Raw genomic sequence first — 21,641 nt, forward strand, 5'->3', positions numbered from 1 at the left:
TCGTGCCCCCCGGTGAAATCTCGGCCCTAGAGAATCACGATACGAAACGCTTCGCTACCGGCTTCTTCAACAGCCTGCTAGGGCTATCCGCCAGACGACCTTCGTCGCGGCGTCGGCGAGCCCTGAGATCGTCCGGTCGGTGCCTGCACAGACCGATCTGGACGCTTACGCCAGTCTCGACCAGCGCATTGTCGATGCGATCGCGGTGGTGTGCCTGGCGCATGGGATAGGTTGATCGTCCAGGCGTCATCGACCCCGACCTTCTGAATATGGTATCGTCGCGACAGCGAGAGGTCTGGCGCGATCTGGTCGGACTTAAGAATTGGCCTTGACCTGACTAGGTCAGCTAGCCTGCTCATGTAGCGGACTCCCGCTACCATTGGCCACGATTTGCTCCGTCACGGCGCAGAACGGGAATTACAGCGGGCCATGACGTGCTGCTGGCCGCTTCTGACGAAGCTTAGGTGCCTTGGCTCGGGAGGCGTTCTGATCCTCCTGAAGTTTGAGCGTCGCTCTGGCGTGTTCGGCGAGTTTCAACGCGTTGTCGGCGTTCGAAGCGAGCCGTGACAGCAACTGGGACAGCACTTTGAACTCCTCACGCGTCAGCATGCTAAACAAGGCGTCGTTGACCGGGCGCTGCAAAGCGGCAAGGCGGATTAGTAGGCTCATTCCGCGTTGGGTGAGCGCAAGTTGCACCCCTCGTCCGTCTTCGGGGTGGGAGCTTTTCTCGAGCAGGCCGTCGGAAACCAGCTTGTTGATCTCGTTAGTGACGAAGGCGCCGCTCAGATATAGCCGCTCGGCGACCTGATTCACGCCCATCGGTTCTTCCGCAGTCGAATTCTTGATCGCAATCAATATCAGATATTGGGTGGGCGACAGGTCGACGAAGCCCGCGAATATTTCGCGGCAGGCCTCAAGACTGCGTCCGAACGCGAAATAATCGTAGAGCAGGCCGCGAAGCGTGCGGTCTCCTTCCTTGTCGAGCAGTTCGGGTTTCGACGCCGTCAGGAGTGCATCGTTCACGCGGTCAATCTCCTCGCCAAATCATGGCATTGCGAGCGCGGTGTTCGACAATCCCCTGTCGAGCCGCTTCGACGAGAATGACTCAGTTCTCTGCTTCGACGACGTGAAGGTGCCTTGGGATCGCGTCTTCATCGAGGGCAACGTCGAGATGTGCCAGAAGCAGTTCCATGCCATGCCTTGTCACGTCTACCAAAACTACCAGGCGATGGTCCCTCTCAGCGTGAAGCTCACGTTCCTGACTGGCCTTGCGCATCGGATCGCCGAAATGAACGGCGTCACGCAATTCCCGCAGGTTCGCGAAATGCTCGGTCAGCTCGCAGCCGAGACCGGCATGGTCGATGCGCTGGTGGCTGCGATGGAGGCAAAGGGCACGCAGGTCGGTCCCTACTTCATCCCGGATCGGCACACGCTCTATTCCGCACAGGTCCTGACGCAGCAGCTCTACGCCCACATCATCAATACGCTGCGCGAGCTCGCCGGCGGCGGCATGATCATGCTGCCTTCGTCGGTGGCGGACTTCGGCAACCCGGAGATTGCTGCCCAGTCGCCGAAGGCCAATTCGCACGACCGCGTGAAATTCTACAAGCTCGCTTGGGACGCCGTCGGCTCCGAGTTCGGGTCGCACCATCAGCAATACGAGATGTTCTACGCCGGCGCGACTTTCGTTACCAAGGGCCATTCCTATCGCACCTACGACTGGACCGGCGCCGATCGGTTGGTGCAGACGATGCTCGATTCCTACGACCTCAACGGCGTCTCGACCTCCAGCAAAGCCGCCTGAATCAGGGAGCAAACACATGCCCGTCAACAAGAAGCACGACGAATTCTACACGCTCGTTAAGACCACCGGGTGGGAAACGCCCGCGGGCTATCCGGCCGGCATCCAGCAGAAGATCATCGCCGGCGGCCGAGATGAGGAGAATCGGCACGGTACGAGAACCCGGCTGCTCCGTTTTGCGCCCGACGTCTATACGACGGCGCCGTTCTCGCACGAGTATTGGGAAGAGGTCTATCTCGTCTCGGGCGACCTGATCGTCGGCAACGATGACAAGGGCGAGGGCGGCGTGAGCTTCCCGCCGAACACTTACGCCTGCCGGCCTCCGCACGCGCCGCACGGTCCGTTCAAATCCGTCGGCGGCTGTCTGCTCCTGGAGATGCACTACTTCGATCCGGTTTGATTCCGGTTCGCTAGCGACCGCCTGCACCGGGAGTTCGACCCGCAGGCATCGAGCGAATATGTCGGATCGCACGTACGGCGTCTGGAGGCGATGCGGCGTGAGGCAATGGTAAGCCGTCTTGCCGACGGGAGCTGGAATGTCGGCGACGACTATCTCGACCGGGCGCTCCGATACGAGAAGCTGCAGCGCTCGCGCAATCCGGTACGCGTCGCGGTGTTGTCATGGCAGAGACTCGAAGATCTGCCGCAGGCGCTGGGAGCAACGTGGCTTGATCGCAAGCTGATTGGCAAGGAGCCCGATGGGTTCGTGTCGGCTGGCTTCGGGGCGGAAGTCGAGACCGCATTGCGAACCAGGCGGCTATGGCTTATCGAGCAGGGGATGGCGCGAGAGCAAGGGGGCAAGCGCGGTACGCGCGGAACATGCTCGAGACGCTCGAGGCCCGTGAGCTGGCAAGGACTGCGGCCGACATATCCGCGCGCACCGGCCTTGACCATGTCGACGTCAAGGCCGGCGACAAGGTTGAGGGCGTCTACCGGCGCGTGCTCACGCTGCACAGTGGGCGGTTCGCCCTGATCGAGCGATCCCATGAGTTCGCGCTGGTGCCCTGGCGGCCGGTGCTGGAGCGGGCACGCGGGCAATTGGTCACCGGTCGGGTCGGCGGGGAGGGCATTTCCTGTCGATCGGCATCAAGCGCGGAATTGGACGCTAAGTGGCCGGATTGCTCGGAAAGTCGGTCAATTTCCGTCCAGGAGCGTTCGTGGAACTCATCTGTTGTGCACGCAAGACGTTGAAATTAATGATAGTTATACTATTTTTGCAAGAACAGTATAGCCGATTTGCTGCAGATCTCTAGTGGTTATACTATTCTCGCGAAAGTAGTATAGCGAGGTTCCAAGATGCCGTCGAACCAAGCCCTCGATATCAGCTACCAGACGCTCTATTCGGAGCTTGTCCAGCGAAGCCTGGACGAGAGCTTCACCTCCGAATTTTCCATGAGCGGCCGCTTCGTAGCGGTCGAGGTGAAGGGCAAAAAATACTGGTACTTCGACACGCCGAAGCCCGAAGGCGCCGGCCAACACCGCCGCTATGTCGGTCCCGTCGACGATCCAGAGATCACCAAGCGGGTCGAAGCATTCAAGGATCTGAAGGCCGACCTCAAGGGACGTCGCCGTCTCGTTTCCACACTGACGCGCGAGGCCTATCTGCCGCGTCCTCTACCGATGGCTGGCCAGGTGGTGGAAGAATTGGCGAAGGCCGGCTTCTTCCGCATGAGGGGCGTGCTCGTTGGCACCGTTGCCTATCAGTGCTACGCCGCCGTGCTCGGTCGACGCCTTGATGCGGTCGCCATGCAGACCGGCGACGCCGACTTTGCGCAATTCCATGAAATCTCGGTGGCGGTCAAGGATTCCATGCCTCCCATCCTGGAGGTGCTGCGCCAAGTCGATCCGACCTTCCGCGAGGTTCCGAGCCAGGCCGACGGCAGGGTCTCCACCCAATTCACGTCGAGGGGCAACTTCAAGGTTGAATTCCTGACGCCGAACCAGTGGTCGGACGACCAGGCAGGCAGGCCGGTCCCGATGCCGGCCCTGGGCGGAGCAGCGGCACTGCCCCTCCGCTTCCTCGACTACCTGATCTTCCAGCCGATCCGCGCGGTGCTGTTGCACGGTGCGGGCGTGCCGGTCCTCATTCCATCGCCCGAACGCTACGCCATCCACAAGCTGATCGTCGGCTCCCGCCGCAAGGAGGACCGCGATGCGACCGCAAAAAGCGCGAAGGATCGGCTGCAGGCCCGATCGATTATCGAAGCGATGATCGCCAACAGGCAGCAGGCGGATCTTGCCGCCGCCTATACGGAGGCATGGGATCGCGGCGATCAGTGGAGGGCGGCGATCCGCACCAGCAACGCGACCTATGATGACAGCTTCCAGACGTTGCTCCGGACCGAACTAGGGAAGGGTGTATCCGAGCTCGGCTCCGATCGCGCCGAATACGATCTCGCAGAAAAGTCTACCGACGCGCCAACCTCTCGTCTACAGTGATCCGCGGATTGCAGGCTCAACACCGACGCGGCCGCAACGCAGTCTCGACCGGCAGCGGCGGCAGCACAAGCTGGGCGCAAGAAGATGGGCTCGGCCAGGCGTGCTCTGCCGACGACGTCGACATGCCGAGCATGTCGACGTCATCAAACAAGCTGCTCCCTGCGCGCCGGGACCAACAAGCCTGAGTTGGTCGGCATGCGCACGCCTTGCGGGGTATTTCTCGAACGACATGCTCATCGCTGATCCATCCGGCACTCCGAAGCCCGCGTACAATGAGAAGCAGCTTGGTCATGCAGAATTGAGGCGCGACCACGCGCCGCCTGCCGACAGAGGCAATGTCTCTTCGCTGTTGAGCAACCGATCGCCCGGTGGCTGAGCGCGACATGGCAACGAGATGCAATCTGCGCCAGGTGTTCACGCGCTGTTGAAGCATTCGATGACGCTGTGCTGATCTTGATCTTCAACTTCGGCACTTGATCGGGCTTGATCGAAATCGCGCTCGCTGATGGCGCGACTTTTTATTTCGATTGAAGGCTCGCCGAATTTCGCCGTTCTCATCGTGCCGCTCACGTCGCGTGGGCGGATGGGGCGGCGAATGTTTCCAGCAAAGATCTACATCGGTCAGATCACGATCGTGTTCGGCATCGTCGTCGCGTCGACCTGAGGAGCGACGCAATGGACCGCGGCAGCCCTCGGCTTTCAGCAACGGCTGGGTGAACCCTGGTTCGCGATCGCCGGCTATCCTCGCCTGTTTAGCTTTTTATCGCGGCGGTGCCCTGATCGCCGAGGTCATCTTTCGGATTTCAAATCTCACCCATGCCCGCCGCCGTCAGAACGGGAAGCATGTCATGGTTTCGACGTAGCCCATCTGGTGAGATTCTGAACGCCAGCCGATCCAGCGGACTGACGATGAAGCGCCTAGCTCTGATGTCCCGCAAGACCCAGCGAAGTCGGATAGCCTCGCCCAAGGGCAAGCTCTCCAACTCACTCATCAGCTGGTTTGATCCTACGGTAGTGCATCCCCATGTCACGTCGCACGAGAGATCTGCGCTGGCTGCCGAAGGATATCCAGCAGCTGCTGCTCTTCATCGATGCGCTGGCGAAAGCGCTCGCGCTCTCGTTCCGAGGTCGCGGTATCGATGAGATACTGGTAGTCACCGACGATCTTCTCGCTAACGCGAATGAGTAGCTTTTAAAGTTCGATCATGGATGTTTTTCTCCCGATCTCCCGGCGGCTGGATGACAGCCGGCATATGCCGAGAGGCGGAGCGTCAGAGGCCACGCCTTGCGTGGCCTCCAGTTCCTCGCCGATGCGCCTTTCGATGAACTGACGCTCCAAGTCGGAAAGCTGCGTTTTCAGAAGCCACCGATAATGGCGGATGTTGGTGCGCGGTGCGCTTGGAGTTGCTCGAGCCGCTGGTCGATCAATCTGGAGTATGGCTTCTCCATCGGGCCGTACCTTGAGACTGCCGGGCTTCAGCCAGGTTATCGAGGAACATCGCGGTCCCCCCAATTGTTATCTAAGCATCATCGGCAACTATCAATTGGGCGCCGGTGGCTGAGAGTGTCGTGCTCCCGATCATTCGCTGGCGAAGCAGGCATTTCACCGCCGGCGCTACGCTCATTTCCTCCAATGCGGGGAGAACGCCGATGGCTTCAAGCACCGCGACTAGCCTGATCACAAAGTTAACTGTCTCCAACCGGCTCGACAGCGATGACATTCAGGCACTTGAGCAGCTGCCGATCCAGGAACGCCAAGTCCCGGCCCAGCACATTATTGTCGCCGATGGCAGCCGGCCAAAGGAATGTTGCCTTCTCGCCGAAGGATTTGCGTACCGTGCAAAAATCACGCAGGACGGCAAGCGGCAAGTCCTCTCGTTGCACATTCCCGGCGAAATACCGGATCTGCAGAGCCTCTACCTCAACGTCATGGACCACGATTTCACGACGCTGACATCCTGCACGCTTGGCTTCATCCCTCATGAAGCGATCAAGGCCTTGTGTAAGCAGCGCCCGAATGTGACAGGTGCGCTTTGGCGCGAAACGCTCATTGACGCGGCGATTTTTAGGGAATGGATCGTCAATGTCGGCCGCAGGTCCGCGGACGAGCGTATGGCCCACCTTTTCGCCGAAATTCATCGTCGATTGAGGGCTGTCGGTCGAACGAGCGACGGTGATTTCGACTTCCCTATTACGCAATCCGATCTTGGAGATTGTCTCGGACTTTCGACGGTCCACGTCAACCGCACGCTGCAGGAACTGCGGCAAGAAGGTATCATGCAAGTCGAGCGGCCACACTACCGCATTCTGGACCACGATAAATTGGAGGAATTGGCCGGATTCGATCCGGCCTATCTTCACTTGCAGCCGACTGGCTAGCTCGAAGGGGAGACGATGCGCTTGGCGGTAACGTCGACTGAAAGATTGCGTTTTGTTCCTCCCTTGACCGCGATCGACCAACGATTGGATTTGTCGAGGTCCAGATTGGACCCGATATCGCGAACCGTCGTCACGGCCTTCTGCCAGGCCATCTCGTCGTTCAGCAGTTCCTCGCCATCGGGATCATCAAACGGACGGTCATTCGAAATGAGGAGCGTAGCCGGCAACTCGTCGTCGAACTAGAGGCGTCTATCCCACTTTCTTATTTAGCCGAGTGTGCTCTAGGTTTTGTACAAGCCACACGGCTGGTCCGAGCGGGCCGCAGCCGCCGCATAGTACCGGGGAAAATAGCAACCGATAGAACGATTGGGTTACCTGATCCGGGGAGCCAAATGCGCTCCGCTAGTGTCTACTACTACGACAAGGCGCGCCCTGTCATGCCCCAGCGCTGAGCAATTGTCGCGGAAACCCGTAGCCGTCCGGTCTCGACTATCGTCGCCACCGATCTAAGCCAGCTCGGCCTCGCGGTGTGATCTCGCGGTCCACTAAGAGGACGGAGCCGCCAAGCCCGACCGTACCCGGATTGGCGGTTCTCTTTTGCACCGAATGCAAAATTAACAGGCAGGTCGCGGCGGCGAGCCTGAGCCTTTGTCGCAATTTATCTGGAAATCGGAACCCGCGACCTAGCAGCTCGGTTTAACGCAAAAGCCCGGCCGTCAACTAGGACGGCCGGGCGAAAGTGATACGAGCTCGATGAACGCTGCGGATATGCTGCGGCGCGGCAGGGCGGTGGGTACCTCGATTGGAGGGTGTTTAGCCGCCGGACTGAGGCGCGAAAGCATTCACGTATGCCGCTATTCGCGCCGCCGGTGGCGGTCGTAGCTGACGGAATGGAGGCGGCCAATCCACCAGCGGTACAATCGCAATTGCTGCGAGATGATCGGTGCTCATGGCGATGTCCTTGCATCGCCCCCATCAATTGGTCTTCGAGCGCGAGCTATTCCCTATAGGCGCCAGGCGTACCCGCCACTTTGCAAGATCAATGCGTCGGCTATGGGCGTTCTAAGTCGGATCGTAGCCATGTCGTTCTGTGAGCCAAGGAGTTGAGTGTTATAGTTGTCTTCCTAAGACCGCTTGGCCTCCGACTTGTGAGCCAAGGAGTTGAGTGTTATAGTTGTCTTCCTAAGACCGCTTGGCCTCCGACTTGAGCGTGGCGCTCATATGGCGTGGGCTACCGCTCGACCCCAGCGTAAATCGATCGCAGCTTCAGATTACATTTAGGATAGTTGCGTACCCATGAACGAGTTTTTTGACTGCAGCAAACGCGCTTTAAACATCCTCTCCGAACTTCATGCTTCCGAAAAAGAGTTGGTGGGCAAGGGGGTCGTCTTGTCCGATGGGAAAGCCGGCACAATTGAGCACGTATTTGTAGATGACGTCCATGGGCTCCGCATTGCAATTGCGGGACATGAAGGTCGATGGCCAATAGCGATGGTCAAGCAATTGGAAGGGGATCTCTCAAGAAAGCCAATCGCCAAAGCCAAATTACGGCGTGCGATTCACGAAGGTTAATGACTCCGCTGCTGCACACTGCGACGATAGGCTTCCTACGAGCGAGCTTAAAACCATGGAACGCATGAATGGAGTGGAGCGGACATTTGCGTCTGTTACTGCGCTGAGTGTCTCGGTTCTCGTCGCTAGCCTGACCGCATATGCGTTTAGCTAGTGGAGCCAGAAAAGTAGCGGCATCCGAACAATAGGGTAGATAACTTTCATTTCGTATTGTTTCAGCCTTGGAAACAGGCTCGCTGCTTCTCGGCGGACAGCGGTCCTCGATCTGGCCTGGCCCCAGCATGATCCGGATGCTGGGGCCATCTTTTTTGTGCTGCCTAACAGGACGCGCTCCCAGCACAGGCCGATTGCGCCCAAAGCCTTCTGGCCGTCCTTTTCATAGGAGCGGGCCTGACGAAGTTGGGTTACTCTGAAGCCAGGCGCTGATCCCGCCCCACAACGTCTGACGCCGCAGTATGTAAGCAAAGCCCGGTCTCAGCGATTCCTACCGCGCTGAGACCGTTTTACTTTCAGGAACAAGTGGCAATTTGTGGAGTTGCAAGGGAGGTTGCTCTCGGGAGGTGGGACGGGCATCGGTCTCAGTGCTCTCCCGGGGCATTGGGCAGTTCGCTTTCGTGAAGGCAAGCTATGACAGAAGAGCGCCGAGACTGAACACTGATCGTCGGATTTCTCAGTATTGCGGCTCAGCGCCATGCTTGATTAGCCGAACCCAGGTTGAACGGCTCCGAAATGCCTGTGTCGTCCTTCGCGGCCGGCTCAAACGCGAACTGCGGTTCTGGACGTCAATGTTACTCGGATTTTCGCCGCTCTGGATCGTTGGCGGAGCTGCTGATTTTCTTTAGGTTGTAACCGTTCCGCGAGATGCAGCAAATTGCCTAGATCACGGATGCAAAACAGAAAGCAGACGTTGTCGACGTTGCTCGCGGTCAAGTTGATCTTTTCGCATCATCTCGAACTGAGCTTGAGCCTTGATGGTGCTTTCGTTTGACCTCTTTAACTCGATCAGCAACGCCTCCTGCTCCGCGAGTCGTTTTTCTCCCTCCACAACATCAAGTTCAATCTGCCGCAACTCGTCCATGATCGAGTCTTTGTGCATCTTAGTCCATCGCACCCATGCAGTTACAGCCGTGTGAGCTTAACCATTTCCAAGAGCTAGCCGTTCCTTGAATTCGACCTTGCGCTGCAGGATTTTTCGGCAAGCCATGGTGGGAATAAGTTGCAATAGGAACGGCAGGATGAAACGGCGGTTTTACTCTGCCGGCGTCGAACGCTACGGTCGCCGGCGACGACCAAAAAGCGGAGACTTGGCTTCAGCGCCTTCGGCTGAAGCCATTTTTTTGGAGTAGATGGCAATTCCGGAGACAGAGGCCTCGCTTAATTGTCGACAAGGGTGGCTCGGCGACAGGCCGCTTCCGTTGTTCGACAAGGCTCAGTTCGGATTTCGCTGATCCAAGGGCCGCGCTCGCTTTCGAATATGCCTGCGCTCGTTCAAAATGATCCCAGCGCGTGTCATCGCAGCAGTTGCAGCGCGGTAGGTAGGGTCATAGGTCCTCCCGCACGCCGCGAAAGAACGGATGCCGTACCTTGCCCTCGGCGGATTTGGAGCGGTACTCGATCTCGGCCAGTACTTTCGGTTCAACCCAGATCGCCTTGTGTGCAATGCGCTTGGTATAGGGCTGCTTCTTGCGGATCTACGAATCAGCGCGGGGCGGGAACGGTTGAGCGGCAACTGCCTCGGCACTAGCCTCCGGGCCCAGGAAGCGCTGGGGCCGTTATCCGGCCAACTGAGGCGGCCTGATTAGGCGAAAATGCTCGTCAGCAGCGCAGCAAGCATTGTCGCGCTAAATATCGCAACGCCAAGACAGATGCGCGCTGCCTTCGAATAGGGGTCGAAGTGAGGCTGGTTGATCATGGGCGGCCTATATTGGCGCCTGCAGAGTTTGGGGACATCAGCCACTCGGTCAGATGAGCCACCGCTTCGTCTTGCCGGCCCCCCTCAGCAGGGCCTCTTTCTTGGCTAATGGAGGCACCGCCTTGGCCTTCGAGCGCAGGCGCATGGCCTCGTCAGTCAGACGTTCTCCCAGTGATCGGGTTTGTTTGAAACGACGCCGCTTGCTAGTCATAAAGCTGCTCCTGTTTGTGTGGGGCGGGAGCGCGGTGGCGGCGTTCTCGTCACCGATAGTTACCGAGGGCCGTGCGGTGATGAACTGACAATGACCCCGCGGAAGCTGGGTTTCCATAACACCCGTTAACTGTCTGAAACTCTGACAAGCCTGCTCGGCCGCGGAACGCACGACAGGAATAAGGGCATAGGCCCAGGCGCGGGAACGGAGTTGTCACGACAACTATAGTGCCATGCACTGCAGTCCAAACGCGTGGTTGCCGCTGAGGCGCCATCACGCACGCCCGACAGATTCGATCCGCGCTGACAAATGGCCTCGGTGCCGAGATCAAAAGCGATCTTAAGGCCACGCAAAAAGTGAGCGGAAAGCCGTTGTGATGCTCGAGCCTAATCTCGGGCGGCGCCGGGACCACAGCTAACCGATTTGATCTGTCCAGCTGCATTGAAGATCAGAAGCGCGCTAACTAAGCCACTGGTCGTGATGTAAGAGACCGCGACGTAATCGCGGTTTGGCTGCATGTCGTTCAACCCGAAGGCGGGATAACGCTTGAGCCTGTCGACCCAATAAGCCCGGAGCGCTTCCCGGCCAGTCAGCGTCTTCTGGCCTCCACAATCGCAATGGATCACCGCATCATCGGCAAACATGCCAACGATATCTTCAATGTCGCCAGCGCGGTAAGCATCAAGCCAATCAACCGCCGCGGCCATCGGGTCAAAGGACATATTCCTCACCTACATGCCTAAAGAGGTGAGATTAGAGCGTTTCTAGAGGCGCCGCCTACGAATAGATGTCTGCTTAGCCTGACTTTTTATTTCGGTTCTCTAACAGCCAGCTCTGCGCGATTTCTGAGGCGTCAAACAAGCCGCAGGGGCAGTTGCAGCCGATCGTCGAGATGTCGAACGACAAAGCCCCGCAGGGCCGTCGGCACGTTGGTCTGTGCAGATCGCAACGGCGCTGGATTTCGCGGGCGACGTCTTCGGATACGTCTTCCGACCAGCGCTCGGCGGTGTTGAAGCCGATCAGCCGAATCGAGGTCGGTCGCCACGATGTCGGCCTCGCGCCGCGCGCGGCCGATCGCCCCGAAATCGTCGGCGACCAGGTAGATGGTCTGATCCGTCGATGAAACGATCGAGGGTGCCTAGCTGGGACCGACGCATGACGCAACTCCACGCAACAAGGGAGCGGGCTCGCCCCTTGTTGCCAATCCGCAGCAGAGGCCCCGGCGTGGCGCGTCCGGGGCCTCGCCTTGTGCGGTAGGGTTCTCGGCTTGGAGAGAGCCGAGAAGTGAATTCAAACCCCCATCGAAGGTGGCGTCAAGTCTCGGGAAAAAGCGGAAATTGTCTCGCCAGGATTCACATGGTTTATTTCCGGACCGGAGCGTCGTTGGGATGATCCGACCAACAGGGCAGGTAATTTTTATTTCGTATTTTTTCAGCCCTAGAACGACGACCGTTGCTTCCTGGCGGACAGCGGCTCGGCGACCCAGCTTGGCCCCAGCATGATCCGGATGCTGGGGTTTCTTTTATGAGTAGGAACGAAGCGCAAGCATTGGCATTTGTCGCCCTGTTCGGTGCCGCACCGCTACAGGCACTGAGACGCCCAGCTGCACACTGGCCCCAGCTTCACTGCTGGGGCCCTTTCTTATCACGCCGTCTAGATAGGGCACTGCCGCGACAAACGACAAACTAAGACACCCAATCGCATCGGGAAGGAGTAGCAATTTCTGACACCAGTGTTAGTTTTAAAGCCTCGGGTCACGTCCCGATTCATCAAAGGACGACTGGCCCCGGCACCAGTCTCTAGGCCCCCAAAGGTGCTGGGGCCGTTTTCTGTTAGAGGCCGCCAACTGGGGCGGCCTACATAGGCCTAATTTTTGTTTTCAGCTTACGATCGATCAGCATCTCGGCCCGGCGCTTTGCCAGTTCTGCCAATCGTGTGCGCACGGTATGGCGGGTGGTTTCTCCGCCGATCTCAATGATGATCTCGAACTGATCATCATATAGGCGTTTTACGTCGAAGGTGACGCCCCTGTGGGTGAAGGTGCTTGGCATATGCAGAGGATAGCAAATCGATGTGCGGTCCTTGTACCGGAATGCTACGGGAAATTGTCCCGGTGTAGAATGGAGCCATGCAAGGCCACTTGCTGAGGTGGCCTTAATCTCCCGCGTCGCTGGTTAGCGGACTTCCTAGGCCGAGGCCTTCATGGTCCGCTCGACCTCATCAGCTAGCTCCGGTGGTGTGCCGCCAGCTTGGCAAACAGGTCTTTCCTTGTCGGATTGGTCGCCAACTTGCTGATCAGCTAGCGCCGCGCTGGATGCGAAGGTCCAACTCGGCCTCGACGCGCTCGGACTGCGCTGGGGCCGTTTTTGCGAAGAGGTCGCCAACTGAAGCCGGCCTCAATTTGTCGCCGTGTTCGTTTGGTTTGCTTATCGTCCCGGTGGCCGCGGATGCCTTCGGGCTCGAAGAGATCACGCCGCAGGACGACGGGGTGCTGGATTATCTGAGCTATGAAGGCAAGGGGTTCGGATCATCTTTGTATTCGATACCCTTGGTAAGATTTCGCATATGCGGTGCGCCCCTTCCTCGCGGTGATGACGCGTCCTTATCGCGCAACATGGTTCTGGAGTGGAATTCGGCAACGCACGATGGTCTGGCCTTGCTCACGGACCAGCTGCAGCGTTCCGTCGAGCGCGCGCACCCGTTCGTGCATGCCGGTCAGGCCTCTCCCAAAGGTCAGGTCCGGCGGCAGGCCAATGCCGTCGTCCGAAATCTCGAGCTGAATTTGATCGCCGTCGACGATCGCGGCGACGCCCATCGTGGTCGCGTGAGCGTGCCGGAGCGCATTGGTCACTCCCTCCTGGATAACGCGGTACGCGGTTTGCGAGAGCAGGGCATCGAGCTCATCCAGACGATCGTCGAGCCGGGATGTCACGCGGAGGCCGGGCGCCTGGGATCGGGCGTTTCGCAGCAACGTCTGTACGCTTGCGGCTAATCCAAGATCCGCAACATAAAGCGGGCTCAGTCCCTCGAGGACGCGCCTATTCGCCTGTTGCAAGGCTTCGGCTGCGCTGAGGATGCCATGCGCCGGCGAACCCGGCTCGGGCGGGCCCTCCGCCTCGGGATCCGACAGCGCGGTAGCGTTGGCGCGGATCGCGAACAGAAGCGGGCCCATCTCGTCATGTAGCTCCCGGGCGAGTTCGCGGCGCTCCTCGTCCTGCACGGCGACGATCTTGCGCAGCAGGTTCCGATTGTCTTGGCTAAGCCGCCTCAGCGTCACTGCAAGCTGATTGGCTTCCGCACAGCTCTTGCGGATCTCCGGAGGGCCGGCCAGCGGAATGGCGGCATCATAATCGCCGTTTCGCATACGGGTCAGTCCGGCGCCGAGTTGAGCCAGCGGCCGAAGCGCCGCGCCGGTCGTGAAATAGGCGCTCAGCGCGGCGAGCAGCATCAGCGCCGAGCTCGACGAGACGATCGCAACGAAGCCCGCCCATTTCTCCTCGATGTCCGGCGACAGATCGGGACTGAAGACGATGTCCCCGACATGCGACGCTCCGATCCTGATCGGATGCGTGGAGCCGAGCTCCGGAACCTCGAGCAGGGCAGTGAACCACGCGGGAATGTTGCCGCGGTGGCGGTCCGCCGCGCTGCGCTGCGGCCGCGTTCCAGGCGGCACGAATGCGATAGTCTCGGACCTCCCGAGCTTGTCCGCGAATGCGTCGAGGGTTTGCGGCGGATTGCCGGCGACTGCGAGCGCGGCATTCAGCGCATTGGCCACCAGCTCGGCGGAGCGCGCGGCCTGGGCGTTCTCATTCTCGAACTGCTCGGGGGAGACGATCTGCAGGGCGAGGCCGCCGAGCAGCAAGGCGCCGACCACCATCGCGGCCATCGGCAGCAACAGCCGGGCACGAAGTGAGAGGTGGTTCCAGAATCTGTTCCAGAGTCTTGTCACGTCGGGCTCCGTTCAGCGATTCTTCTCTTTCAATTTCCGCGCGAAGTTCTATCAAAGGCAGGGGAGAGAATGATGCACGATACCTCCAAATCGTCCATGAGAGTATTGATCGTCGACGACCACCCGGTGGTGGTGTCGGGCTGCCGGTCCCTGTTTGCTTCCGACAAGACGGTGAAAATCGAGGAGGCCGCCGATGCCAAGGCCGGCTTGCGCGCCTTTACCCAGAAGCGGCCGGACGTGACCGTGATCGACATCAAGCTTCCCGATGTCTCCGGATTCGAGCTGCTGCGCAGGATCCGGAAAGACGACCCGGTCGCCCGGATCATCATGTTCAGCATGAACGACGATCCCGCCTTCGTGGTGCGGGCGGTGGAGATGGGGGCGCAAGGCTATCTTTCCAAGAGCGACGATCCGCGCCTGTTCGTCAAGGCGGTGCGCAAGGTCGCGGCAGGCGAGCGGTTCATTTCGCCGCATCTCGCGGAGGCGATCGCGTTCGCCGGCGCCGCGATCAAGGCCAGCCCCGCCTCGCAGATGTCGGCGCGGGAGCTGGAGATCTTGCGGTTGCTCGGCCGCGGCGACAAGATCGTCGAAGTCGCATCAGCGCTAGGCATCTCCTACAAGACTGTCGCCAATGCCACGTCGCTGCTCAAGCAGAAGCTCGGCGCGAAGAACCACTCGGACCTGGTACGGATCGCCGTCGAAATGGAACTTGGCTGATCCTTGCATAATTTGAACTGGCCGCGTTCAGTGATGCGGACAGTTCTTCATTGCCGTACACCAGGCGGGATTCATCGGGGCAAATCGACGCGACGAACGCACCGGTGCGACAATATTCAAGCAAGAGCTTTGCGGCTCACCAGCTCGGGAACGACCGGCCCTGCCATTCCGGCTCGCGATAGCTCGCGAAGCGCTGACCGCGCTGTGCAAGTCGCTGGCGTCTCTCGCGCTGCGCCTGCCGGGTGGGCTTTGCATGTCGCGCGCTGCGCTCAAGGCGCGCCGGCGGAGCTGCCCGCGACGCATCAACCTGCGCAATCGTCGCGGGCGGCGCAGCGGGGACCGGTGCCGCGACAGCCGCCGAAGCTGTGGGGGCAGGCGCGGCGGCAGGGAGCGGGGTGCTCGTGTCCATGCGGATCGCCTCCGGCCATTTGTGCTGCGAGCGAATGCGGATGATCGTGCGATCGATGTCGTTGCGAGCGACGGTGACTGGCGCCGGGGCTGAAAAATACCAGTCGGTGAGAAGCAGCAGGCCGAGCAGCGTCGCGCCTGTGAACAGAAAGTACCGGACCAGAGGCATCAACAACCTTCACCGCAATCCCGGACCGCATATCGGCACCGGCGCCGATCAACGGGAGAAAATGGCAAACGTTCCTCGCCGATCGCATGGGCTGAAACATGAAGCCGCCCGCGGCGGCCCCATCACGTCGTCGGTACGCTCACCAGGTCACCCAGGTGCGGCCGCGCCAAATAGCCCGCGCTTTTCGTGCTCGAGGAAGCTCGCGCGGCCCCCAGCGCCAATTGTCGTGAACCACGACGCGGCATTCACGCGGATAATCATAGGTCTCATGGGTGTGCCCGCACACCCGCCCAGCGCACGCGATCGCCGCCGATGCGCTGATCGCGGACACGGCCAGGAAGCCGGCATCAAGCATGGCGCTGCGGCCGTCTTGCCGAGCCGTCTCATTTCATATCTCCTCAGGTCGGAACCATTGCCGCTGCGCCAACATCCGGTTTTGCTGCCGTCCTTTTTGTCGGGAAAAATATGCAAATGGTTGGGAACGGTTTGCCTCGGCGGCAGTTGATGACCTGCTTAAACGAGCACAATCAACTTCCCCAAAGGTTCCGGCGCGGTTCCCCGGCTGCGCCGGAGCCAATTATTGTGCCGGGTCGCGGCGAGCAGGAGAGCGCGCCGACCGCGCCTTTGACGCGCAAGGGATTTTGATCAAGCAATGAGCCGGCTGCGCTGTCTCACACCGCAAAATGGTTGCCGAGTCTGACCGAGCTGAGGCGGCGGATTGCCAGCGCTAAAATGGAGCGCGCACCTGCTGCGCGGCGAGCATCGCCGGATTCTTTGCCGCCCTCGATTGCACGAACAGGCTCGATGTCACGATCAGTGCAAGCGAGAACAATGCCACCACCGACATGCATGCGACCTGATCGCCAGCGCCCATCTCAGCCACTCCGTGTTTTGCCTCGGACGGTGAACGTGGCAGAAACCAGTTCGTTCCTGATGTCGGGAAAAACTGGCAACATGCGGGCGGCTGCCGCCGGCGCGGGTGGCGACCGGTTGATGAAACCCGTCGCATGCGGCAGCCGCGAATCGACAGCGTCCGCCTCGGCGCGGCTCCTGATCGGCACGACACTCGCCTGGTATGCGATACATTTGGTTTTCGTCGAGTCAGGACCATGCCAGTGGCGCCGGCCCGCCTGGTGCTGGTCGGCACGTCGGCTTCAACGTCAGCTTAGCGCTTCGCCTGCGGCGCGCTTCTCGGCCGCTCGGGTGGCAAGGATCGTGGTCACCACCCGGGCGCGCCCCAGCTCCTTGGTTCGCCTTCCGCTTATCCTGGAGCGGCAAGCCAGCGCTCCTTTCCTTTTGGGCGGCAAATGCAAGGGCGCCATGGTGGCCGTTCGAAGCCGCTCGCCGGCTGATGGCCACCGGAAAACAATGTTCGTATGGTCGTGATGATCAACCCGCCGACGGTCAATGCCGTCCGGCGACCCGAGCGACCGTCAAGCTGATTAAGCCGATCGTCTCGCGCTACTTTTTGCGCAGGATTTTTGACGGCGCCATATCTTCTGGCACCGCTCGGGGTCTCCGCGGCGTTTTACTCCGCCGAACACGAGGGACGCAATTGACGGCGCCTCTGTTCTCAACTCGAAGTGTCCAAGTGCCTTGGGGGCTGCATGACTGTCGGTGCGAAGCGGGCTGGTTGACCACCTGCGGCGGAGAATCGACGCGCTAGTTGATCGCGTGCCTTGGTCATAAGAAATCCACCGTCCATGACACTGTTCGCGCCGTCGACCGGCTTTTGCGGAGCCGTGCTTAGGGGCCATTGATGGCCAGATCATCGCGCTGAATCGGATCCGCGATCACGCGCGGGCGAAAGCTTTCTGATCGGCCCTTCGAGCGCTTCTCCACCAAAGGTCGAAGATTTGGGGAAAAATTGGAAACTTTTGCCATCGCGCTGAGTTGGCAGCGACTGGATGCGGTCGCTTGGAGCGTGAGGATGGTCGACGAAGTCACGGTGAGAAGGGCGGCAGAGACGGCCTGGATCGTGTACCGGGCGGCGCACCCTGACGTTGACGTTCACGACAGCCGCCGCTGCCTGCTCGAGCGCTATTTGCACAGGAGACGGGAAGAGCGAGAGAGCGATGCCGAAGATCTCGCCAGCTTCGGGATAGCCTACTTGCACCAGCCTCCCGAAGACGAAGGTTGACGGGCGTGAAGATGTTCGTCGCGCGGATGGTCTGCGAAAGCACAAAGCCCAGTTGGACGCTGCTAGCGATTTCATACCTCAGTTCCGAGGTCGTTGTGATTGCCATGCAGTCCGTGGTCGGGGCCTAGCATGCGGATCGCCCAGCTTGCTCCATTGGCCGAGAGCGTTCCGCCGAAGCTCTATGGCGGCACGGAGCGCGTGATCGCCTGGCTTGTCGACGAACTGGTCGAGCTCGGACACGACGTCACCCTGTTCGCGAGCGGGGATTCGAAGACAAAGGGAAAGCTCCATCCTGTCTGGCCGCGTGCGCTGCGCCTGGGGCGAAGGGGAACGGATCCGAACGCCGCATGCGCGCTGCTGATTGAAGCCATCGCCGATCGCGCGGGCGATTTCGACGTGATCCACTCCCACGTCGACTGGTTGCCTCTTCCGGTGCTAAGCCGGACCGGCGTGCCGTTCCTGACGACAATGCACGGCCGGCTCGACCTTCCCGGGCTGTCCGATGTGATCGGGGCTTTCCCAAACGCGGCCTTCGTCGCGATTTCCGACGACCAGCGTCGACCACTTCCGGATGCGAACTGGATCGCGACGATCCAGCATGGGCTGCCCAATGATCTGTTCAGGCCGTCCTGCGAACGTGGTTCGTACCTGGCCTTCCTCGGGCGGCTGACGGCGGACAAGGGACCGGAGGCCGCCATACGCATCGCACGCGCCGCGCGGACGCCGCTGCGGATAGCGGCCAAGATACCGCGCGCGGAGACGGCCTACTTCAAGAAGAAGCTCGAGCCGAACATCGATGGCGGGGAGATCCAACTTGTCGGCGAAGTGGACGAAATCGGGAAGCAGCCGTTCCTCGCCGGGGCCGCCGCGTTGCTGTTTCCGATCGCGTGGCCGGAGCCGTTCGGGCTCGTCATGATCGAAGCGATGGCGTGCGGGACACCTGTGATTGCCTACCGAGCCGGCTCGGTGCCCGAAGTGGTGGAAGACGGCGTCACCGGCTTTATCGTGGATAACGAGGAGCAGGCGATCAGGGCAGTGAACGAACTGGGCCGGCTGGACAGAAGAGTGGTCCGCGCCCGGTTCGAGGAGCGCTTCGCCGCAAGTCGGATGGTGAAGGAGTACGAACGCCGATATCGCGAGCTGCTCGGCCGCGGAGGACGCGAAGGATTCGAGACGGGGTCAACCATATCGCGCCCGGAAGTCGGCACGGCTTCAGAGTCTCTTCGTTGAGTCGCCGATCAGGAGGCTCGCATGAAAACCATTCTTTCCACGGCGGCTTTTGTTCTTCTCGCGACGGCCGCCCTTGCGGACGAAGTGCCTCCTCCACAGCCGGAGGTCCAGCAGGCCGGCGACTCCGCAAGGCAAGCGGAAGACTGTTCGAATGAGGTTTGGCAGCTTTGCCTTCACTCCCAAGGCAAAGGAATTGTCGTCCGGCTCGTGAGCACCGAACATCGTTAGTGGACCGGATCCTGACCCCCATCAAGCATGGGTAGAATCCTTTGCGCCCCGTTTCGACTGAAAGGAGCGATCAGGAACAAGTGGCAATCGCGGGCGTTGGGGCCCGGCATCTTGAACGGGTGCGGCTCACGTTGGAGGAGATAATCGATGAAAAGCTTTCTTGCCGTCGCTCTGCTTGGCACTGCCGTGATCGGCGGCGGCGCGTTCGCGCAATCCACCCAGCCCGCCGATCGCGCCGCGCCGGCGGTCACGGCCCAGCCGGCCGATGCGAAGATGGCGCTCAAGGGAAATTGGCGCGCTTCGAAGCTGATAGGCCTGAACGTCTACAACGAGGCCAACGAGAAGCTCGGAGACATCAACGAGCTGCTCGTCGACAAGAGCGGCAAGATCAACGCGGTGGTGATCGGTATCGGCGGCTTTCTGGGCATGGGCGAGCACGACATCGCCGTCTCGATGGACAAGCTGAAGTTCGTCGAAGAGCCGGTCCGGACCAGCTCGAGCAGCACGTCGACCAACTCGCGCGACACCACCACCGGCGCGGCTTCGACGAATACGACGAACCGCAACGCGAACGATTGGGTCCCGGACCACGCGGTCATGAGCGGCAACAAGGAGCAATTGAAGGCGCTCCCGCAGTTCAAATACTCGGACTACAATTAGTGCGGCGAGAACTCACGGAAAAAGGGCCCCCGCTGGGCCCTTTTTTCTGCCGGGCCCAATGGTCCAAAAAAATCGCCCGGTTTGCGGGCGAGCCTTTCATGCGGACTGTTCGCTCAGTGCATGTGAACTATCCAATAGCCGACGCCGCCAACAACGAGCACGGGGGAACGGCCCATAAAGTCAGTACAAGCATTTTCTCCTCCAATGGCCTTCAGAACGTTTTCGCGAGGCCGGCTCGGCCCTGCGATGGCCGTTTACTGTTCGGTGCAGACCTTGGTGGTCTTCACGGCGGACTCGGCTTCCGTCTTGGTCTTGTAGACGCCGTCGCCCACGACCGTCGTCGTGGTCGTCGTCGGCTTGGTGTCGACAACGGTGCACTTTTTGGTCGTTGCATCACGAACGATGTAGAACTCGGCGGCGCTGGCGGCCTGGGTGCCGAGGGCGAAGGCGGCGAGGCCGCCGCACACGATCAGCTTCTTCATTGACTCCTCCAATGGCTTCTAAGTAGTCACTGCCAACGGGCAGGCGGGCGCGAAGTTCCGTTTCTTCCCGGCAGTCGGAAGGCACACCGCTCATGTCGCGAGACTGATTTCTCGCGGCGACAAGAATTTCCACCGGCGCCGTCTCAGCCGATTTGCCGAAACTTCCCGTTCTGGAACCTGGCCCTTCGTCCGGTGTTGTTCGGCGACCAATTAGGAGGATTTCAGATGAACAAGCGTTTATTGTTGGCTACGACCGCCGCAGTTGCGCTCGCGACTTCGGCTCTCGCACAATCTTCTCCGAGCACGTCGAGCTCCAATCCGTCGGCTAGGCAGCGTCAACAGGATTCCACGTCGACGCCGCCGTCCTCTTCGACGTCGACACCGTCGTCCAACTCCGCTCCGGGATCCGCGCAGACCAACCCTTCGACGAATGCGGCCCAGACGCAGCCTCCGCCAGCGACCGGCCAGAGCGCTGCAGGCCAAACGTCCAACTCCGGTACGGGCACCAACACCACGCAGGCGCCCACGTCGAACAACTCTACCAACCAGGCGCAGACGAGCCAGCCCTCCAACCAGACTAATCCGCCTTCGAACCAGGCGCAGACCAATCCGCCTGCGAACAATCAGACACAGAGCGCGAACCCACCGGCTTCGGGCACCAATCAGGCTCAGTCTCCGACGGGTAGCAATCCGACCACCACGGCCCGGCAGCCGAGCAGCCAGCAGAACACGGCCAATCGCTCGTCGAGCACGAACGTGAACGCGTCCGTGAACATCAACGATCAGCAGCAGACCCGGATCAGCACGTCGATTTCACACCTGGATGTGCAACCGCTCAACAACGTGAATTTCTCGTTGTCGATCGGCACGGCCGTGCCGCGCGATGTACATCTGCAGCCGCTGCCTGCGGAGGTCGTCGAGATCGTACCCCAGTACCGGGGCTACAACTTCGTGCTGGTGAGGGACGAGATCGTGATCGTGGAGCCCTCCAGCTACAAGATCGTCGCGGTCCTGCCGTACTCGGGCCGCTCCACGGCGGCCGCGCCGGCGCGCACCGAACAGCGCAAGACGACCTTCAGCGACAAGGACCGCGAGGTCATCCGCAAGCACGCCAAAGCGCGGCCGGTCGAGCGCGAGCGTCGCACCACCACCGGCAGCTCGGTTCGTACCGAGATCCGCACCGGAGAGCGCGTGCCGGAAGGCGTGGAGATCGAAGCGTTTCCCGAAGAGGTCTATCGGGATGCTCCGAGCCTTCGCGAGTACCGGTACATCAACCGGGACAGCCGGACCTACATCGTCGAACCCCATGAACGTCGCATCATCGAAGAGATCGACTGATCTCGC

General features: G+C 60.5%; 24 protein-coding genes and 3 pseudogenes. 15 read left to right on the forward strand and 12 right to left on the reverse strand.

Annotated elements, in window-relative coordinates; all coding sequences use genetic code 11:
• Nucleotides 1–417 precede the first annotated feature (417 nt).
• Nucleotides 418–1,023, reverse strand: a complete 606-nt coding sequence (locus Q2M23_RS05000; protein ID WP_316394732.1) for a MarR family winged helix-turn-helix transcriptional regulator — start codon at nt 1,021–1,023, stop codon at nt 418–420.
• Nucleotides 1,024–1,063: 40 nt separating this feature from the next.
• On the opposite strand from Q2M23_RS05000, the gene Q2M23_RS05005 reads away from it, so the two are divergent.
• The 4 genes and pseudogenes from Q2M23_RS05005 to Q2M23_RS05020 all read left to right on the forward strand — a co-directional run bounded on the left by Q2M23_RS05005 (nt 1,064) and on the right by Q2M23_RS05020 (nt 4,240).
• On the forward strand, nt 1,064–1,804 hold the full coding sequence (locus Q2M23_RS05005) for a 4-hydroxyphenylacetate 3-hydroxylase C-terminal domain-containing protein (protein ID WP_410469692.1): 741 nt from the start codon (nt 1,064–1,066) through the stop codon (nt 1,802–1,804).
• Between the two features lie 16 nt (nt 1,805–1,820).
• Nucleotides 1,821–2,201: a hypothetical protein gene (locus tag Q2M23_RS05010; RefSeq protein WP_057017180.1), complete on the forward strand. Its 381-nt coding sequence runs from the start codon at nt 1,821–1,823 to the stop codon at nt 2,199–2,201.
• A 21-nt stretch (nt 2,202–2,222) separates the two neighbouring features.
• Nucleotides 2,223–2,992, forward strand: a pseudogene (locus Q2M23_RS05015) (DUF3363 domain-containing protein).
• 105 nt (nt 2,993–3,097) lie between these two features.
• Nucleotides 3,098–4,240: a GSU2403 family nucleotidyltransferase fold protein gene (locus Q2M23_RS05020; protein WP_316394739.1), complete on the forward strand. Its 1,143-nt coding sequence runs from the start codon at nt 3,098–3,100 to the stop codon at nt 4,238–4,240.
• A 414-nt stretch (nt 4,241–4,654) separates the two neighbouring features.
• On the opposite strand, the gene Q2M23_RS05025 is transcribed toward Q2M23_RS05020, so the two are convergent.
• Nucleotides 4,655–4,798, reverse strand: a complete 144-nt coding sequence (locus Q2M23_RS05025) for a hypothetical protein (protein WP_316394973.1) — start codon at nt 4,796–4,798, stop codon at nt 4,655–4,657.
• Nucleotides 4,799–4,835: 37 nt separating this feature from the next.
• Between Q2M23_RS05025 and Q2M23_RS43955 the strand changes: the two are divergent.
• The 3 genes and pseudogenes from Q2M23_RS43955 to Q2M23_RS05035 all read left to right on the forward strand — a co-directional run.
• A pseudogene (locus Q2M23_RS43955) lies at nt 4,836–4,985 on the forward strand (conjugal transfer protein TraG); the annotation flags it as partial.
• Between the two features lie 279 nt (nt 4,986–5,264).
• Nucleotides 5,265–5,429: a hypothetical protein gene (locus Q2M23_RS05030; protein WP_316394741.1), complete on the forward strand. Its 165-nt coding sequence runs from the start codon at nt 5,265–5,267 to the stop codon at nt 5,427–5,429.
• A 461-nt stretch (nt 5,430–5,890) separates the two neighbouring features.
• The gene (locus Q2M23_RS05035; protein WP_316394743.1) at nt 5,891–6,619 is read left to right on the forward strand and encodes a Crp/Fnr family transcriptional regulator; all 729 of its coding nucleotides are present in this window, start codon (nt 5,891–5,893) and stop codon (nt 6,617–6,619) included.
• Here the strand turns inward: Q2M23_RS05035 and Q2M23_RS05040 are convergent.
• Nucleotides 6,616–6,846 (reverse strand): DUF6894 family protein, encoded by a 231-nt coding sequence (locus tag Q2M23_RS05040; protein ID WP_316394746.1) that lies wholly within the window; start codon nt 6,844–6,846, stop codon nt 6,616–6,618. The two genes, Q2M23_RS05035 and Q2M23_RS05040, sit on opposite strands and share 4 nt — an antisense overlap.
• Nucleotides 6,847–7,915: 1,069 nt before the next feature.
• On the opposite strand from Q2M23_RS05040, the gene Q2M23_RS05045 reads away from it, so the two are divergent.
• Nucleotides 7,916–8,191, forward strand: a complete 276-nt coding sequence (locus Q2M23_RS05045) for a PRC-barrel domain containing protein (protein ID WP_316394747.1) — start codon at nt 7,916–7,918, stop codon at nt 8,189–8,191.
• Between the two features lie 880 nt (nt 8,192–9,071).
• On the opposite strand, the gene Q2M23_RS05050 is transcribed toward Q2M23_RS05045, so the two are convergent.
• The 4 genes and pseudogenes from Q2M23_RS05050 to Q2M23_RS05065 form a co-directional block, all read right to left on the reverse strand.
• Nucleotides 9,072–9,269, reverse strand: a complete 198-nt coding sequence (locus Q2M23_RS05050) for a hypothetical protein (protein ID WP_233475604.1) — start codon at nt 9,267–9,269, stop codon at nt 9,072–9,074.
• Between the two features lie 463 nt (nt 9,270–9,732).
• Nucleotides 9,733–9,882 (reverse strand): annotated as a pseudogene (locus Q2M23_RS05055) (DNA ligase); the annotation flags it as partial.
• Between the two features lie 270 nt (nt 9,883–10,152).
• Nucleotides 10,153–10,314 (reverse strand): hypothetical protein, encoded by a 162-nt coding sequence (locus tag Q2M23_RS05060; protein ID WP_309143532.1) that lies wholly within the window; start codon nt 10,312–10,314, stop codon nt 10,153–10,155.
• A gap of 386 nt (nt 10,315–10,700) precedes the next feature.
• A complete protein-coding gene (locus Q2M23_RS05065; RefSeq protein ID WP_057017189.1) occupies nt 10,701–11,036 on the reverse strand; it encodes a nuclear transport factor 2 family protein in 336 nt (111 codons plus the stop codon).
• Nucleotides 11,037–11,188: 152 nt separating this feature from the next.
• Here Q2M23_RS05065 and Q2M23_RS05070 point away from each other — a divergent pair, with 152 nt between their 5' ends.
• A complete protein-coding gene (locus tag Q2M23_RS05070) occupies nt 11,189–11,437 on the forward strand; it encodes a hypothetical protein (protein ID WP_057017190.1) in 249 nt (82 codons plus the stop codon).
• 733 nt (nt 11,438–12,170) lie between these two features.
• Here the strand turns inward: Q2M23_RS05070 and Q2M23_RS05075 are convergent.
• Both Q2M23_RS05075 and Q2M23_RS05080 read right to left on the reverse strand, forming a co-directional pair.
• Nucleotides 12,171–12,365: a hypothetical protein gene (locus tag Q2M23_RS05075; protein ID WP_316394754.1), complete on the reverse strand. Its 195-nt coding sequence runs from the start codon at nt 12,363–12,365 to the stop codon at nt 12,171–12,173.
• A 551-nt stretch (nt 12,366–12,916) separates the two neighbouring features.
• A complete protein-coding gene (locus tag Q2M23_RS05080; protein ID WP_316394756.1) occupies nt 12,917–14,263 on the reverse strand; it encodes an ATP-binding protein in 1,347 nt (448 codons plus the stop codon).
• A gap of 72 nt (nt 14,264–14,335) precedes the next feature.
• Between Q2M23_RS05080 and Q2M23_RS05085 the strand changes: the two genes are divergently transcribed.
• On the forward strand, nt 14,336–14,980 hold the full coding sequence (locus Q2M23_RS05085; RefSeq protein WP_026192607.1) for a response regulator transcription factor: 645 nt from the start codon (nt 14,336–14,338) through the stop codon (nt 14,978–14,980).
• Nucleotides 14,981–15,116: 136 nt separating this feature from the next.
• Here the strand turns inward: Q2M23_RS05085 and Q2M23_RS05090 are convergent, their stop codons facing one another.
• Nucleotides 15,117–15,557 (reverse strand): hypothetical protein, encoded by a 441-nt coding sequence (locus tag Q2M23_RS05090; protein ID WP_057017192.1) that lies wholly within the window; start codon nt 15,555–15,557, stop codon nt 15,117–15,119.
• Between the two features lie 727 nt (nt 15,558–16,284).
• Nucleotides 16,285–16,431: a hypothetical protein gene (locus tag Q2M23_RS05095; RefSeq protein WP_162832411.1), complete on the reverse strand. Its 147-nt coding sequence runs from the start codon at nt 16,429–16,431 to the stop codon at nt 16,285–16,287.
• 1,056 nt (nt 16,432–17,487) lie between these two features.
• Between Q2M23_RS05095 and Q2M23_RS05100 the strand changes: the two genes are divergently transcribed.
• The 4 genes from Q2M23_RS05100 (at nt 17,488) to Q2M23_RS05115 (ending at nt 19,815) form a co-directional block, all read left to right on the forward strand.
• Complete coding sequence (locus tag Q2M23_RS05100) at nt 17,488–17,697, forward strand: hypothetical protein (protein ID WP_092088827.1); 210 nt, start codon at nt 17,488–17,490, stop codon at nt 17,695–17,697.
• Between the two features lie 129 nt (nt 17,698–17,826).
• Nucleotides 17,827–18,927: a glycosyltransferase family 4 protein gene (locus Q2M23_RS05105; protein ID WP_316394767.1), complete on the forward strand. Its 1,101-nt coding sequence runs from the start codon at nt 17,827–17,829 to the stop codon at nt 18,925–18,927.
• Between the two features lie 21 nt (nt 18,928–18,948).
• Complete coding sequence (locus Q2M23_RS05110; RefSeq protein ID WP_141343184.1) at nt 18,949–19,155, forward strand: hypothetical protein; 207 nt, start codon at nt 18,949–18,951, stop codon at nt 19,153–19,155.
• A 147-nt stretch (nt 19,156–19,302) separates the two neighbouring features.
• Complete coding sequence (locus Q2M23_RS05115) at nt 19,303–19,815, forward strand: PRC-barrel domain-containing protein (protein WP_057017196.1); 513 nt, start codon at nt 19,303–19,305, stop codon at nt 19,813–19,815.
• 254 nt (nt 19,816–20,069) lie between these two features.
• On the opposite strand, the gene Q2M23_RS05120 is transcribed toward Q2M23_RS05115, so the two are convergent.
• On the reverse strand, nt 20,070–20,297 hold the full coding sequence (locus Q2M23_RS05120; RefSeq protein WP_057017197.1) for a hypothetical protein: 228 nt from the start codon (nt 20,295–20,297) through the stop codon (nt 20,070–20,072).
• 225 nt (nt 20,298–20,522) lie between these two features.
• Between Q2M23_RS05120 and Q2M23_RS05125 the strand changes: the two genes are divergently transcribed.
• Nucleotides 20,523–21,635, forward strand: coding sequence for a DUF1236 domain-containing protein (locus Q2M23_RS05125; protein WP_316394773.1), 1,113 nt, complete (start codon nt 20,523–20,525; stop codon nt 21,633–21,635).
• Nucleotides 21,636–21,641 lie beyond the last annotated feature (6 nt).

This window comes from Bradyrhizobium sp. 33ap4 (assembly GCF_032654765.1).
In the GTDB taxonomy this organism is placed as follows: domain Bacteria; phylum Pseudomonadota; class Alphaproteobacteria; order Rhizobiales; family Xanthobacteraceae; genus Bradyrhizobium; species Bradyrhizobium australafricanum.

What these genes read in the sequence shown, in the direction of transcription:
- Q2M23_RS05105 (WP_316394767.1), top strand. Translation starts at nt 17,827, where the DNA reads ATGCGGATCGCCCAGCTTGCTCCATTGGCCGAGAGCGTTCCGCCGAAG.
- Q2M23_RS05010 (WP_057017180.1), top strand. Translation starts at nt 1,821, where the DNA reads ATGCCCGTCAACAAGAAGCACGACGAATTCTACACGCTCGTTAAGACC.
- Q2M23_RS05110 (WP_141343184.1), top strand. Translation starts at nt 18,949, where the DNA reads ATGAAAACCATTCTTTCCACGGCGGCTTTTGTTCTTCTCGCGACGGCC.
- Q2M23_RS05050 (WP_233475604.1), bottom strand. Translation starts at nt 9,269, where the DNA reads ATGGACGAGTTGCGGCAGATTGAACTTGATGTTGTGGAGGGAGAAAAA.
- Q2M23_RS05075 (WP_316394754.1), bottom strand. Translation starts at nt 12,365, where the DNA reads ATGCCAAGCACCTTCACCCACAGGGGCGTCACCTTCGACGTAAAACGC.
- Q2M23_RS05090 (WP_057017192.1), bottom strand. Translation starts at nt 15,557, where the DNA reads ATGCCTCTGGTCCGGTACTTTCTGTTCACAGGCGCGACGCTGCTCGGC.
- Q2M23_RS05085 (WP_026192607.1), top strand. Translation starts at nt 14,336, where the DNA reads ATGCACGATACCTCCAAATCGTCCATGAGAGTATTGATCGTCGACGAC.
- Q2M23_RS05115 (WP_057017196.1), top strand. Translation starts at nt 19,303, where the DNA reads ATGAAAAGCTTTCTTGCCGTCGCTCTGCTTGGCACTGCCGTGATCGGC.
- Q2M23_RS05030 (WP_316394741.1), top strand. Translation starts at nt 5,265, where the DNA reads ATGTCACGTCGCACGAGAGATCTGCGCTGGCTGCCGAAGGATATCCAG.
- Q2M23_RS05125 (WP_316394773.1), top strand. Translation starts at nt 20,523, where the DNA reads ATGAACAAGCGTTTATTGTTGGCTACGACCGCCGCAGTTGCGCTCGCG.
- Q2M23_RS05095 (WP_162832411.1), bottom strand. Translation starts at nt 16,431, where the DNA reads ATGGGCGCTGGCGATCAGGTCGCATGCATGTCGGTGGTGGCATTGTTC.
- Q2M23_RS05120 (WP_057017197.1), bottom strand. Translation starts at nt 20,297, where the DNA reads ATGAAGAAGCTGATCGTGTGCGGCGGCCTCGCCGCCTTCGCCCTCGGC.
- Q2M23_RS05025 (WP_316394973.1), bottom strand. Translation starts at nt 4,798, where the DNA reads ATGAGAACGGCGAAATTCGGCGAGCCTTCAATCGAAATAAAAAGTCGC.
- Q2M23_RS05100 (WP_092088827.1), top strand. Translation starts at nt 17,488, where the DNA reads ATGGTCGACGAAGTCACGGTGAGAAGGGCGGCAGAGACGGCCTGGATC.
- Q2M23_RS05035 (WP_316394743.1), top strand. Translation starts at nt 5,891, where the DNA reads ATGGCTTCAAGCACCGCGACTAGCCTGATCACAAAGTTAACTGTCTCC.
- Q2M23_RS05060 (WP_309143532.1), bottom strand. Translation starts at nt 10,314, where the DNA reads ATGACTAGCAAGCGGCGTCGTTTCAAACAAACCCGATCACTGGGAGAA.
- Q2M23_RS05020 (WP_316394739.1), top strand. Translation starts at nt 3,098, where the DNA reads ATGCCGTCGAACCAAGCCCTCGATATCAGCTACCAGACGCTCTATTCG.
- Q2M23_RS05045 (WP_316394747.1), top strand. Translation starts at nt 7,916, where the DNA reads ATGAACGAGTTTTTTGACTGCAGCAAACGCGCTTTAAACATCCTCTCC.
- Q2M23_RS05065 (WP_057017189.1), bottom strand. Translation starts at nt 11,036, where the DNA reads ATGTCCTTTGACCCGATGGCCGCGGCGGTTGATTGGCTTGATGCTTAC.